11 protein-coding genes are annotated in these 13,247 nt (G+C 65.1%); 10 read left to right on the top strand and 1 reads right to left on the bottom strand.

Annotated elements, in window-relative coordinates; genetic code table 11:
* The first annotated feature begins 55 nt into the window (after positions 1-55).
* The 8 genes from tssC to HWV67_RS03875 all read left to right on the top strand — a co-directional run bounded on the left by tssC (position 56) and on the right by HWV67_RS03875 (position 10,553).
* Positions 56-1,549, top strand: coding sequence for a type VI secretion system contractile sheath large subunit (gene tssC / locus HWV67_RS03910; RefSeq protein ID WP_175650009.1), 1,494 nt, complete (start codon positions 56-58; stop codon positions 1,547-1,549).
* A 79-nt stretch (positions 1,550-1,628) separates the two neighbouring features.
* Complete coding sequence (locus HWV67_RS03905; protein ID WP_110970488.1) at positions 1,629-2,126, top strand: Hcp family type VI secretion system effector; 498 nt, start codon at positions 1,629-1,631, stop codon at positions 2,124-2,126.
* Between the two features lie 16 nt (positions 2,127-2,142).
* Positions 2,143-2,583, top strand: a complete 441-nt coding sequence (gene tssE / locus HWV67_RS03900) for a type VI secretion system baseplate subunit TssE (RefSeq protein WP_175650008.1) — start codon at positions 2,143-2,145, stop codon at positions 2,581-2,583.
* Entirely contained in the window at positions 2,567-4,387 is a 1,821-nt protein-coding gene (gene tssF, locus HWV67_RS03895) for a type VI secretion system baseplate subunit TssF (protein ID WP_175650007.1), read from the top strand. Before tssE ends, tssF begins: the two co-directional genes overlap by 17 nt.
* Positions 4,351-5,376, top strand: a complete 1,026-nt coding sequence (gene tssG, locus HWV67_RS03890; protein WP_175650006.1) for a type VI secretion system baseplate subunit TssG — start codon at positions 4,351-4,353, stop codon at positions 5,374-5,376. The genes tssF and tssG overlap by 37 nt, the downstream gene beginning before the upstream one ends.
* Before the next feature lie 2 nt (positions 5,377-5,378).
* Entirely contained in the window at positions 5,379-7,934 is a 2,556-nt protein-coding gene (gene tssH, locus HWV67_RS03885; protein WP_175650005.1) for a type VI secretion system ATPase TssH, read from the top strand.
* Positions 7,935-7,998: 64 nt separating this feature from the next.
* Positions 7,999-10,005: a type VI secretion system Vgr family protein gene (gene tssI / locus HWV67_RS03880; RefSeq protein ID WP_175650004.1), complete on the top strand. Its 2,007-nt coding sequence runs from the start codon at positions 7,999-8,001 to the stop codon at positions 10,003-10,005.
* A gap of 11 nt (positions 10,006-10,016) precedes the next feature.
* Positions 10,017-10,553: a toxin-antitoxin system YwqK family antitoxin gene (locus HWV67_RS03875; RefSeq protein ID WP_175650003.1), complete on the top strand. Its 537-nt coding sequence runs from the start codon at positions 10,017-10,019 to the stop codon at positions 10,551-10,553.
* 132 nt (positions 10,554-10,685) lie between these two features.
* Here HWV67_RS03875 and HWV67_RS03870 read toward each other — a convergent pair whose 3' ends face one another.
* Positions 10,686-11,081: a DUF4280 domain-containing protein gene (locus HWV67_RS03870; protein WP_175650002.1), complete on the bottom strand. Its 396-nt coding sequence runs from the start codon at positions 11,079-11,081 to the stop codon at positions 10,686-10,688.
* Positions 11,082-11,475: 394 nt separating this feature from the next.
* Between HWV67_RS03870 and msuE the strand changes: the two genes are divergently transcribed.
* Together msuE and HWV67_RS03860 are read left to right on the top strand one after the other, a co-directional pair.
* On the top strand, positions 11,476-12,045 hold the full coding sequence (gene msuE, locus HWV67_RS03865) for an FMN reductase (RefSeq protein ID WP_175650001.1): 570 nt from the start codon (positions 11,476-11,478) through the stop codon (positions 12,043-12,045).
* 14 nt (positions 12,046-12,059) lie between these two features.
* Positions 12,060-13,247, top strand: coding sequence for an acyl-CoA dehydrogenase family protein (locus HWV67_RS03860; RefSeq protein ID WP_175650000.1), 1,188 nt, complete (start codon positions 12,060-12,062; stop codon positions 13,245-13,247).

Here is a 13,247-nt window from a genome sequence, read left to right as displayed (position 1 = left end):
CCCGCCCCTCCTGACTCGCACGTCTGATCCCCCCTCTGCTCCCGGAGACACCACCATGCCCGCGTCAAGCACCGAGAATCAAAGCGAAGGCAGCACCAAGACCCTCACCCTGCTGGAAAAGATCATCAAGGAAGGCCAGATCGTTCATGACGACAGTCAGAAGGTCTATGCCCAGGACATGATCGCCGAGTTCGCCAGCCAGGTTCTGGAAAAGGCCGTCGCCGCCGTCCAGGGTCAAGACACCGACACCCGCGCCCTGATCAACAACCGCATCAGCCAGATCGACAAGCTGATCAGCGACCAGCTCAACGAAATCCTCCACGACGAAGCCTTCCAGAAGCTCGAAGCGTCCTGGCGCGGCCTGCACATGCTGGTGAGCAACACCGAAACCGGCACCCGTCTGAAACTGCGCCTGCTCAACGTCTCGCAGAACGAGCTGAGCAAGGACCTGACCCGCGCCGTCGACTTCGACCAGACCGTCCTGTTCAAGAAGATCTACGAAGAGGAATACGGCACCTTCGGTGGCTACCCGTTCAGCGCCCTGGTTGGCGACTACTACTTCGGCCGTCACCCGCAGGACATCGCCCTGCTGACCAAGCTCTCCGAAGTTGCCGCTGCCGCTCACGCGCCGTTCATTGCCGCGGCCAGCCCGCTGCTGTTCGACATGAAACAGTTCAACGACCTGTCGGTTCCCAAGGACCTGGCCAAAGTCTTCGAAAGCCTGGAACTGGGCCCATGGCGTGACTTCCGCGCCACCGAGGACTCGCGCTACGTGTCCCTGGTGTTGCCGCGCTTCCTCCTGCGCCTGCCTTACGGCAAGGACACCCTGCCGGTCGACGGCATGGACTTCAACGAAGACGTCGCCGGCGCCGATGGCAAGAAATACCTCTGGGGCAACGCCGCCTGGGCCCTGGCCCAACGCCTCACCGACGCCTATGCCAAATACGGCTGGGGCGCGGCGATCCGTGGCGCTGAAAGTGGCGGTGCGGTAACCAACCTGCCGCAGCACACCTTCAAGACCGCCTCCGGCGACCTGACCTTGAAGTGCCCGACCGAAATCGCCATCACCGACCGCCGCGAGAAAGAGCTGAACGACCTCGGCTTCATCTCCCTGTGCCACAAGAAAAATACCGGCACTGCCGTGTTCTTCGGCGGCCAGACCACCAACAAGCCACGCGCCTACAACACCAACGAGGCCAACGCCAACGCGCGCGTCTCGAGCATGTTGCCGTACGTGCTGGCATCGTCGCGCTTCGCTCATTACCTCAAGGTAATCATGCGCGACAAGGTCGGCAGCTTCATGACCCGCGACAACGTACAGACCTACCTGAACAACTGGATCGCCGATTACGTGCTGATCAACGATAACGCCCCTCAGGAAATCAAGGCCCAGTACCCGTTGCGCGAAGCCCGTGTGGATGTTTCCGAGGTGCCTGGCAAGCCAGGCGCCTACCGTGCCACCGTGTTCCTGCGTCCGCACTTCCAGCTGGAAGAACTGACCGCTTCGATCCGCCTGGTCGCGACCCTGCCGCCTTCGGCAGCCGCCTGACCGTGACTCCCGCGGGTTCGCCCGCGGGAGCCGCTCCCCCTCTTTCATTCCAAATTTCTAGCAGCAGGAGCTTTACGCGATGGATGCGATCATTCTGGACCTGGGCGACGACATCAAAGGTGACAGCCAGCTCGAAGGCTACAAGGACAAGATCGAGATCATGTCCTACAGCCACAACGTCGCCATGCAGGTCACCAACGACGTCAGTAACACCGAGCGGACCTCGGGCAAGCCGCATGTCGGCGAGTTCACCCTGACCAAGTTCGTCGACACGTCCACCCCCAACCTGAACCTGTACTGCACCTCCGGCAAGGCGATTGCCCAGGCCAAGATCACCATCGGCCGTAACGCCGCCGAAGGCAGCGGACAGATTCTTCCGTTCATCGTCTACACCCTCGACAACGTCGTGTTCTCCAACGTCAGCGTCAGCGGCGGTACCGGTGGCAAGCCGGTGGAAACCATTTCCCTGAACTTCACCAAGATCAAATGGGAACTGACCACGCAGAAATACGACGGCGTCAAAGAAGGCACGGCCGCCACCACCTGGGACATGAAACTCAACAAGGCAGGCAGCTAAGTCGCGGTAGTCGATCATGTCCTCCACGGGCAACCGCCCGCTGCTGTTCGAACGCCTGGCCGGGGCCGGCGACGCCGCGCCGCAACTGGACCGTCACGCCCTGGCCACGTCGGTCCGCGAAGAACTGCTGCGCCTGCTCAACAGCCGGCGCGCCGGCCCGGCGCGGACCTCTCCGCCAACGGTGCTGGACTACGGCCTCGGCGACTGGAGCGGTCTGCAGGCGAGCAACCCCGACGACCGTCGGCGCATCGCCCGGGAAATCCGTGCCGCGATCACGCACTTCGAACCGCGCCTGCAACTGGGCGAGGTGGAAGTGCGGCTGGTGGCCGGGCAACCCCGCAGCCTGAGCATCCTGCTCAGCGGACTGCTGCGCCAGGGCGGCCAGCAGTGGCCGGTGGCGTTCGTGGTGGACAAGACCGACACGGGCCTGGAGGTCAGCCATGAGCGACTCGATTGACCCGTTGCTACTGGATTATTACCAACGTGAACTGACTTGGCTGCGCAACGCCGGCAGCGCCTTCGCCAACCGCTACCCCAAGGTGGCGCGGCGTCTGGAGCTGTCGCCGGGAGAAAGCCAGGACCCGCATGTCGAACGCCTGCTGGAAGGCTTCGCCCTGCTCTCGGCGCGCCTGCAACGGCGCCTCGACGACGACTACGCCGAATTCAGCGACGCCCTGCTCGAACAACTCTACCCGCTGGCCCTGCGGCCCCTGCCCTCCTGCACCATCGTGCGGATCGAACCCGCCGAGGGCAAAGGCAACCTGGACAGCGGCTACACCCTGGCGCGGGACACCTCGCTGTTCGTCACCACCACCCGCGGCGAAAGCATCTATTTCCGCACCGGCGCAGAAGTGACCTTGTGGCCGTTGAAAATCACCGACGCGGTGCTGCTCGACGGCGACGAAGCCCGCAAGCTGACCGGCCAGTACAACGCCGGTTCCGCCCTGCGCCTGCGCATCGACTACCAGGGCAAGGCGGCCCTCAACGCACTCGATGTGCGCCAGTTGCGTCTGCACCTGGACGCCTCGCCGATGGTCAACGCCACCCTGTATGACCTGCTCGGCGCCCACACCATCGGTGTGTTCAACAGTGCCCCCGGCGAACGCCCGCAACGCCTGAAGCGCCCGGACAAACAGGCCCGGCTGCCCGAGGTGGTCGGTTTCGCCGACGACCAGGCCCTGCTGCCCGAGGAGGACGGCGTCCACCCGGGCTTGCGCCTGCTCACCGAGTACTTCGCGTTTCCGGAGAAATTCCACTTCTTCGATGTGCCGCTCGACCCGTCCCGCATCGACGGCAACAGCCTCGACCTGTACCTGGTGTTCGACCGCCCGACGCCGCCGCACCTGCACCTGCAGGCCAGCGATATCGCGCTGGGCTGCGTGCCGGCGATCAACCTGTTCCGCCGCACCTCCGAGCCGCTGCGCCCGGATGGCAAGAACAGCGAGTACCGCCTGGTCGCCGATGCCCACCGCGAAAACAGCGTGGAAATCCACAGCATCCGCGGCATGCGCACCCTGTCCGCCGATGGCGTGGTGCGGCCGGTGGCGCCGTACTACGGCAGCCAGCACAGCAGCAACGCGCAGATGTACTGGCATGCGCGGCGCATCAATGGCCTGACGCCGAACCGGATCGGCAGCGACATACTGGTCAGCCTGGTCGATCCCGGCTTCAATCCGCGTAGCCAAAGCTGGGACTTCAGCCTCAGCGCCGACCTGCTGTGCACCAACCGGCACCTGGCGCAGAGCCTGGCGGCCGGCACCGTGCTGGCGTTCGAGCGCCCTGGCGCGCCGGCCACCGCCCGCCTGGTCAACCCGCCCAGCTCGCAAGGCGTGCCGAACCTTGACGGCCAGTCGCGCTGGCGACTGGTGTCGCAACTGACCCTCAATCACCTGTCGCTGGTCGAAGGCGAACACGCGCTGGATGCCCTGCGCGAGATGCTGACCCTGCACAACCTGCGCAACGAAGCCAGCGCCGGCCGGCAGATCGACGGGCTGAAAAGCCTGGCCTGCGAACGCATCGTCGGGCATGTCGGCAAGGACGCCTGGCGCGGCTGGCGCAAGGGCCTGGAAGTGCGGATTCAACTGGACCCGGCACATTTCGCCGGGCACAGCACCGTGCTGTTTTCCGCGGTACTGGCGCAGTTCTTCTCGCTGTACGCCACGGCCAACCGCTTTATCACCACCGTGTTGGTCGATGCCGACGATGCCACCAAGGAGATCAAGACATGGAGCCCGCAAGCCGGCATGCCGCTGTGCCTCTGAGCGAGACGTTGCGCGCACGGCCCGAAGGCTTCGAGCTGCTCCAGGCCTTGCTGATCCTTGAGCACGAGAACCAGAAGGCGACCTCCTTGGGCCGCGGCAGCGTGCCGCAAAACGAAGCGGTGCGCCTGCGCGGCCCGCTGACGCCGGTGTTTCCCGCCAGCCAGATCGAAAAGATCAGCCACGACGCCCATGATCCACGGCCGATCCTCAGCACGCCGATCTTCGGCCTTGGCGGCCCCGACGGTCCGCTGCCCTACGCCTTCCAGGAGTGGCTGCAACAACGGGCGCTGGAGCGCGACCACGCGCCGGCGGAATTTCTCGACCTGTTCCAGCACCGCCTGCTCAGCCTGCTCTACCGCACCCTGCGCAAGCACCGAGTCGCCCTCGGCTTCGCCGAAGCCCGCGACACCCCGGTGCAGCAGCAACTGCGCGCCCTGGCCGGTCTGCTGCCGGCCGGCCTGCAGGATCGCCAGAAACTACCCGACGCCGCGCTGCTGGCGCGCACCGCGCTGATCACCGGCGGGCGGCGCTCGCTGGCCGGCTTCGCCTCGATCGTCCGCCATCATTTCAACCTGCCGCTGCGTGTCGAAGGCCATGACGGCGCCTGGTGCGACATCCCGCCGGCGAGTCGCAGCGTGCTCAAACGTGGCGGGCGCAACCTGCAACTGGGGCACACGGCGATCGCCGGCAAACGCATGTGGGACGAGCACGCCGGCATCCGCCTGCACATCGGCCCGCTCAGCGCCGAACAGGCCGAGCCGCTGCTACCCGGTGGCGACACGCATCACCAACTGGCCGATCTCGCCGCCCTGTATTTCGGCCCCGATCTAGACTGCGCATTGACGCTGTTGATCGACGGCGCACAGCCGATGTTCCTCAAGCGCGACAAGCGCCCACGGCTGAACTGGAACAACGGGCTACAGCTCAAGAGCGACCCGACCCGTCGTCAGGTATTCAATACCCGGCTACAACAGCCGGCAGAGGTGTGAACATGGAACTCGGCAGCCTGATCGGATGGTTGAACAGCGACACCCACAATGCGCTGGAACGGGCCGCGCAGCGTTGCCTGCAACGCGGTCACCACTTCATCGAGATCGAACATTTCCTGCTGGAGTTGCTGGAAATCCCCGGCGGTGACCTGGCCTGCCTGCTGCCGCCGCTCAAGGTCGAGCGTGATGCCCTGGGCGAACAGATCAATCGCGCCCTGGAGCTGTTCAAGTCCGGCAATACCCGCACGCCGTCGCTTTCGGCGCAGACCGTCAACCTGCTCAAGGACGCCGTGCTGCAAGCCGGCGTGCGCGAGGAGCAGAGCATCCGCTCCGGGCTGTTGCTGCTGGTGCTGCTGGAGCGCGAGGAGTACCGCAGCCTGCTGCTCAACAGCGCCGCGCCGCTGCTGGCCATCCCGCTGGACACCCTGCGCGGCAAGTTCCAGGAATGGACCGCCGCCTCCCGCGAACAACCCGCCGCCAATGCCCCGGCCCAACGCGGCAAGGCCACGGCGAAAAACACCGAAGACCCGGTGCTGGAGCAGTACACCCAGGACCTCACCGCCGACGCCCGGGCCGGGCGCATCGACCCGATCATCGGCCGCGAAGGCGAGATCCGCCAATGCATCGACATCCTCCTGCGGCGGCGCCAGAACAACCCGATCCTGGTCGGCGCCCCCGGCGTCGGCAAGACCGCGCTGGTGGAAGGCCTGGCCCTGCGCATCGCCGCCGGTGACGTGCCCCCGGCCCTGCAGGACGTCTGCCTGCGGGTGCTGGACCTGGGCCTGTTGCAGGCCGGCGCCGGGGTCAAGGGCGAGTTCGAACAGCGCCTCAAAGGCGTGATCGAAGCGGTGCGCAACGCGCCCATGCCGACCATCATGTTCATCGACGAAGCCCACACCCTGATCGGTGCCGGCGGCGCCGAAGGCGGCAGCGACGCGGCCAACCTGCTCAAACCGGCCCTGGCCCGTGGAGAACTGCGCACCCTGGCCGCCACCACCTGGCAGGAATACAAGAAGTACTTCGAGAAAGACCCGGCCCTGGCCCGCCGTTTCCAACTGGTCCAGGTCGAAGAACCCAGCGAAGCCACCTGCGTACAGATGCTGCGCGGCATCGCCAGCAAGCTGGAACAGCACCATGGCGTGCTGGTGCTCGACGCCGCGATCCAGGACGCGGTCAAACTCTCGCATCGCTACATCTCCGGGCGACAACTGCCGGACAAGGCGATCAGCATCCTCGACACCGCCTGCGCCCGCGTCGCCCTCGGCCAGCACGACGTGCCACCGCCGCTGGAAAACCTGCGCCATCGCCAGCACAGCCTCAACGAAGAAGTCGAACGCCTGCGCCGCGAACAGGCCACCGGCCAGGATCACCGCGAACGTATCACCCGCCTGGAGTCCGAATTGACGGTCAACCAGCAGGCCATGCGCGAGCTGGAAACCCGCTGGAGCGAAGAGCGCGAAGCGGTCCGCGAACTGCTCGACACCCGCCGCGAACTGCTGGCCCTGAGCGAACGCGCCGACGCCGACGCCGCCAAGCGCGACCCCGAGACCGACAGCCGCATCGACCACCTGGCCGCCGAGTTGCTGCGCCTGGAAGCCGGGCTGGACGCCATTCGCCAGGACGATCCGCTGGTGCCGGAGCAAGTCGATTCGAAGATCGTCGCCGCCGTGATCGCCGGCTGGACCGGCATTCCGGTGGGCAAGATGCTCGCCGACGAAGCCCACGCCGTGCGCACCCTCGGCCAACGCATGGGCCAGCGGGTGATGGGCCAGAAAACCGCCCTCGACACCATCGCCCAGCGCCTGCAGGCCTACCGCGCCGGGCTGACCGACCCGCAGAAACCGGTGGGGGTGTTCCTCCTGCCCGGCCCGACCGGCGTCGGCAAGACCGAGACCGCCTACGCCCTCGCCGACGCGCTGTACGGCGGCGAGCGCAACCTGATCAGCATCAACCTCTCCGAGTACCAGGAAGCCCACACGGTCAGCCAGCTCAAGGGCGCGCCGCCCGGCTACGTCGGCTACGGCAGCGGCGGCGTGCTCACCGAAGCGGTACGGCGCAAACCCTATTCAGTGGTGCTGCTGGACGAAATCGAAAAGGCCCACCCGGACGTGCTCGAAGCCTTCTACAACGTCTTCGACAAAGGCGTGATGGAAGACGGCAGCGGCCTGATCGTCGACTTCAAGAACACCGTGATGCTCGCCACCAGCAATGTCGGCGCCGAGCTGATCCTCGACACGGCCAAGGCCGAGCTGGACGGCGAAGTGTTCAACGAGCGCCTGCACAAGGTCTTGCTCAAGGCGTTCCGCCCGGCATTCCTTGCGCGCATGACCGTGGTGCCCTATCACCCGCTGGATGAGGTGACCCTGGAAGGCATCGTCCTGGCCAAGCTGGAAAAACTCCGCGAGCGCTACAAGGCCGCCACCGGCAAGCAGTTCGACTTCGACCGCGGCATCGTCAAGGCGGTGCTCGCCCAGTGCAGCGGCGCCGGCGCGCGGGACATCGAAAACGTGCTGATGAAGCAGGTCACGGGAAAACTCGCGGAATGGGCGCTGGAGTGAGCAAGACTTCCGCCCTCGCCAGCCTGTAAAGTCCGCCAAGGCCATTGATTGTTCGAGACCCTAGATGCCCCGCGCCACCGACAGCAACACCAGCCTTTCCCTCACCGCCAGTGCCCTCAGCGACCTCTACCCGGAGTCGCTCAGTGGCGGTGAGATGCTCAACGGCCTGGGGCTGCAGGTGCTGCGTGGGTACGCCGACAGCGCTCTGACCCTGACCGACGCGGTCGCCAGCCACCTCACCGCCACCCTGCACAACGACAGCAAACTGCGCCCGCTGGACGGCCTGATCGCCGAGGTTCACCAGTTGCCCGCCGACGCCAGCGCCGAGCGCTATCAGGTGGTGTTGCGACCGTGGCTGTGGTGGCTGAACCTGGCGAGCAACAACCGGGTGTTCCAGAACCTGTCCACCTCCGACATCGTCACCAGCCTGTTCGACGCCCATGGTTTCAGCGACTACAAGCTGTCCCTTACGGGCAGCTACACGCCGCGGGAATACTGCGTGCAATACGGCGAAAGCGACTTCGCCTTCGTCTGCCGCCTGCTCGAAGAAGAAGGGATTTTCTGGTTCTTCACCCATGAAGACGGCGTTCACACCCTGGTGCTGGCCGACAACAACGAAGCCTTTCCGGCCCTGCCCAACGGCGCGGCGGTGAGCTACCTCGGCCAGGCCATGGGCGGCCGCGAACTGCATGGCATCCGTTCCGGGCAACTGGTGCTGCAGGCGGTGGCCGGGGTCTATTCGGCCAGCGACTACGCCTTCACCACCCCGACCACCTCGCTGTACAGCAAGGCCGAGGCCAAGACCGGGCCGCGCACGGCGTACGAGCATCCCGGCGGTTACATCGAGAAGTCCCGCGGCGATGCGCTGACCAAGCAGCGCGTCGACGGCCTGCGCACCCAGGAGAAACGCTTTGTCGGCGACAGCGATTGCCGCTGGCTGGTGCCCGGTCATTACTTCACCCTCAGCGGCCATGACGACGCCAGCCTGAATATCGATTGGGTGGTCACCTCGGTGACCCACGACGTCAGCCACGACAGCTACCGCAACCGCTTCGAAGCGATCCCCAAGGCCACCACCTACCGCCCGCAGCGGGTCACGCCAAAACCGCGCATGCACACCCAGACCGCCACGGTGGTCGGCAAGTCCGGCGAGGAAATCTGGACCGACGAATATGGCCGGATCAAGATCCAGTTCCCTTGGGACCGCGACGGCAAGAACAACGAAACCAGCTCCTGCTGGGTCCGCGTGGTACTGCCCTGGACAGGCAAGAGCTTCGGCATGCAGTTCGTCCCGCGGGTCGGCCAGGAAGTGATCGTCACCTTCATCGACGGCGACCCCGACCGGCCACTGGTCAGCGGCTGCGTCTACAACGGCGACAATTCGGTGCCCTGGACCCTGCCCGACAACCAGACCCAGTCGGGGATCAAGACCAACTCGTCCAAGGGCGGCGGCGGCTTCAATGCCCTGCGCTTCGAAGACAAGAAGGACGCCGAGGAAGTCTTCCTGCAGGCGCAGAAAGACTTCAACACCAACGTCCTCAACGACACTACCGTGACCATCGGCCACGACGAAACCCAGACCGTGCAGAACGCCCGCACCCGCACGGTCAAGGAAGGCGACGAAACCATCACCCTGGAAAAGGGCAAGCGCACCGTCGAGATCCAGACCGGCAGTGACAACCTCGACGTCAAGGACACCCGCACCGTCACCGTCGGCGGCGACCAGACCCACAAGACCGGTGGCAACTTCACCGAGAAGATTACCGGCGACTACGCGTTGACCATCGACGGCGACCTGACCATCAAGGTGACCGGCAAGATCACCCTGCAGAGCGGCGCCAGCTTCACCGTCAAGAGCGGTGCGGACCTCGCCGTGCAGGCCAGCACCTCCATCGCGCAGAAGGCCGGCACCTCGTTCGCCAACCAGGCCGGCACCTCGCTGGAGAACAAGGCCGGCACCACCATGACCAACGATGCCGGCATCAGCCTGACCAACAAGGGCGGCGCCGAACAGACCGTGGATGGCGGCGGCATGCTGACCATCAAGGGCGGCCTGGTGAAGGTCAATTGAAGGGCCCGAACGTGACCAAGGGCGATGCCTTCCGCCTGCAGCGCGGCGACGCGCAGTTGACCGGGCGCCTGCACGAACAGGCGCTCAACGGCCCGTTGCGCATCGAAGAACATGGCCGGCCACAGGCCAACCTCAGTTACGCCGGCGGCCTGTTGCACGGCCTCAGCCAGACGTTTCACCCCAATGGCCGGCTGTCCGCGCAACTGCCCTACCAGAACGATCGCCTCGAAGGCGTTGCCAGCTTCTACTCCACCGAAGGGCAACTGCTGCGCTCGGCCACCTACCGCAAGGGCCTGTTGCAGGGCGAAGCGGTCACCTACTTCCCGGACGGCGCGGTGGCCGAGCGTGAGCTGTACAACAACGGCGTCCGCGAAGGCCTGCTGCAGCGCTTTCATCCCAACGGCAAGCTGGCGTTGAAAGCGCAGTACCTCAACGGCCAGTTGCTCGATCCGGGGCAGCGCTATGCCGAAGACGGCAGACCGCTGAATGCGGAGGGCAAGCCGGTATCGCGGCTGAAGTGGTGGTGGAGGAATGGGGCGGAGGAGTGATTCAGGGTCGAGATCGCGAGCAAGCTCGCTCCTACGGTACGACGTGGAATTGATCGACAGATGCCAACGGTTGATAACTCAATTGTAGGAGCGAGCTTGCTCGCGATGTCGATCCTGAGAACACCGTAATCCTCAGGGAATCAACATCTGCACCTGACCCGGCATCCCGATCTTGATCATCCCCGCCCAGTTGCACATCAACATGCTGTTGGCATCCAGCGCCGGCATGCTGCCCAGCAGCACGGTCGGCGCGCCGCCGGGGATCCATGGCGCGGCGGTGGCGGGAATGCACGGCATCGGCGTCAACACGCCAAGGGCCGCGGCGGTGGCGGCGATGACCATCGGGTTGGCCGTGCTCATGCACATGCCAAAGGTGGCAATGTTCACCAGCGGGATATGGTCCATGATCGTCGCCGCCGGCATTCCGCCAGCCATCACCCGATTGACCGGCAGCACATTCAGCACGCATGGCGCGGCACCGAAGCTGCATTGCAGCGTGGCGCCAGAGCAGACCTGGGGGCACGACATCCCTTTCTCCCGATAGGTTGAGTGGGGTCGACTTTAGCCCATTTGTGGGAAATTTCCCTAGCTCTTGATGCGCGATAAACCCCTGTCTTGATAGCGGCTGCGCCTTGCCACCCGCGCATCCATTGGCTAATGCGTCGCATATTCCTAATTCGAATAAATTTATCTTTATTAAGAATTGGACTGAATATGAATCCCACTCTAAAAATCCCCCGCATCCCGAACAGTGTTCACCCGACAACTGTTCGCCTACCAACACCCGATCAACACTTGCGGCGTCCAGGCAACACAGTCGTCGCCGAATAAATCACCCAACACGTTGATTTACAACGAATTAAACAAACTGGAACGGCTCTTGCTCCACCCAGGCAACTCACTCCGCCAAGGAACCTGAATCATGAGCACCGCTTTCAACATCGTCGCTGTTTCCGGTGGGGCCTGGCGCCCTTCCCGCACCCTGGTCTTGACCGAGGCGCTGATCGTCGCGCTCGGCCAGCATCTGGATTTCAACGTGCAGGTCATCGAGCTGGGCGATATCGCCCGTCCGGTCGGTGGCGCCCTGTCCCGCGCCGAGTTGCCGGCTGATGTGGAAGCGCAGTTGCTGGCCATCGAAAAGGCTGACCTGTTGATCGTCGCCGCCCCGGTCTATCGCGGTTCGTATCCGGGCCAGTTCAAGCACCTGTTCGACCTGATCGGCCAGGACGCGTTGATCGACACCCCGGTGCTGCTGGCCGCCACCGGCGGCAGCGAGCGCCACGCGCTGGTCATCGATCATCAACTGCGCCCGCTGTTCAGCTTCTTCCAGGCCCTGACCCTGCCGATCGGCGTGTACGCCGCCCAGGCCGATTTCACCGACTACCAGATCACCAGCCCGGCCCTGCAGGCGCGTATCGCCCTGGCCGCTGAGCGTGCCGCCGCGACACTGGCCGGCGTGGTCACCGACAGCGCCCTGCGCAAGATCGCCTGAGGCAGATGTCGACCATGAACCTGCCTTCGCGCAACACCCTGCAAACCCCTGTGCAAATCGCCCGCGAGCTGGCCGCGCAATTCGCCGAGACCGCCGTCGAGCGCGATGCCCGTGGCGGCACGCCCAAGGCTGAACGTGACGCGCTGCGCGCCAGCGGCCTGCTCGGCCTGGTGATCCCGACCCAATATGGCGGCCTTGGCGCCACCTGGAGCGAAACCTTCGAAGTGGTGCGCCAGTTCGCCCGGGTCGACAGCTCCATCGCCCATGTCTTCGGTTTCCAGCATCTGATGCTCGCCACCGTGCGCCTGTTCTCCCGCCCCGAGCAGTGGGAACCGTGGTTCGAACTGACCGCGCGCAAAGACTGGTTCTGGGGCAACGCGCTCAACCCGCTGGACACCCGCACCGTGGTCAAGCGCTTCGACGGCTGGTGCGAGTTCTCCGGCAAGAAGAGCTTCTGCTCCGGCGCCAGCGACTCGGAAATGTTGATCGCCTCGGCAGTCGATGAAAGCGCCGGCGGCAAGCTGCTGATCGCCGCAATCCCCAGCGGCCGTACCGGCATCACCCTGCACGGCGACTGGGACAACATCGGCCAGCGCCAGACCGACAGCGGCAGCGCCACCTTCGAGCGCGTGCGCGTCGAACACAGCGAACTGCTGCTTGACCCGGGCCCGCTGAGCACGCCGTTCGCCTGCCTGCGGCCGCTGATTGCGCAACTGCATTTCGCCAATATGTTCCTCGGCATCACCGAAGGCGCCTTCGAAGAAGCCCGCCAGTACACCCTCAACGAAAGCCGTCCGTGGTTCCGGTCCACCGCCCGGCACAGCAGCGAAGACCCGCACGTACTGCGCCATTACGGCGAGTTCTGGGTCGGCCTGGAAAGCGTTCGTCTGCTGATTCAGCGCGCCGCCGACCTGCTCGACCGCGCCTGGGCCAAGGAACACGCCCTCGGCGCCGAAGAGCGCGCGCAACTGGCACTGGCTATCGGCACCGCCAAGGTCGCCGCCACCCGCCATGGCCTGGATATTTGCAACCGCCTGTTCGAAGTCACCGGCGCCCGCGCCACCCATGCCTCGCTACGTTTCGACCGGCACTGGCGCAACCTGCGCACCCAGACCCTGCACGACCCGCTGGATTACCGCATCCACGAACTGGGCGAGTGGGCGCTGAACGGTACGCGCCCTACCCCGACCTTCTACTCATAA

It is taken from the genome of Pseudomonas sp. Marseille-P9899, from assembly GCF_903166565.1.
Lineage (GTDB): Bacteria > Pseudomonadota > Gammaproteobacteria > Pseudomonadales > Pseudomonadaceae > Aquipseudomonas > Aquipseudomonas huaxiensis.
Note: the sequence above shows the minus strand (reverse complement) of the source record. Positions and strands in the feature narration are given on the sequence as shown.

Coding starts and splice junctions, on each gene's coding strand:
- tssC (WP_175650009.1), top strand. CDS start 56: ATGCCCGCGTCAAGCACCGAGAATCAAAGCGAAGGCAGCACCAAGACC.
- HWV67_RS03905 (WP_110970488.1), top strand. CDS start 1,629: ATGGATGCGATCATTCTGGACCTGGGCGACGACATCAAAGGTGACAGC.
- tssE (WP_175650008.1), top strand. CDS start 2,143: ATGTCCTCCACGGGCAACCGCCCGCTGCTGTTCGAACGCCTGGCCGGG.
- tssF (WP_175650007.1), top strand. CDS start 2,567: ATGAGCGACTCGATTGACCCGTTGCTACTGGATTATTACCAACGTGAA.
- tssG (WP_175650006.1), top strand. CDS start 4,351: ATGGAGCCCGCAAGCCGGCATGCCGCTGTGCCTCTGAGCGAGACGTTG.
- tssH (WP_175650005.1), top strand. CDS start 5,379: ATGGAACTCGGCAGCCTGATCGGATGGTTGAACAGCGACACCCACAAT.
- tssI (WP_175650004.1), top strand. CDS start 7,999: ATGCCCCGCGCCACCGACAGCAACACCAGCCTTTCCCTCACCGCCAGT.
- HWV67_RS03870 (WP_175650002.1), bottom strand. CDS start 11,081: ATGTCGTGCCCCCAGGTCTGCTCTGGCGCCACGCTGCAATGCAGCTTC.
- msuE (WP_175650001.1), top strand. CDS start 11,476: ATGAGCACCGCTTTCAACATCGTCGCTGTTTCCGGTGGGGCCTGGCGC.
- HWV67_RS03860 (WP_175650000.1), top strand. CDS start 12,060: ATGAACCTGCCTTCGCGCAACACCCTGCAAACCCCTGTGCAAATCGCC.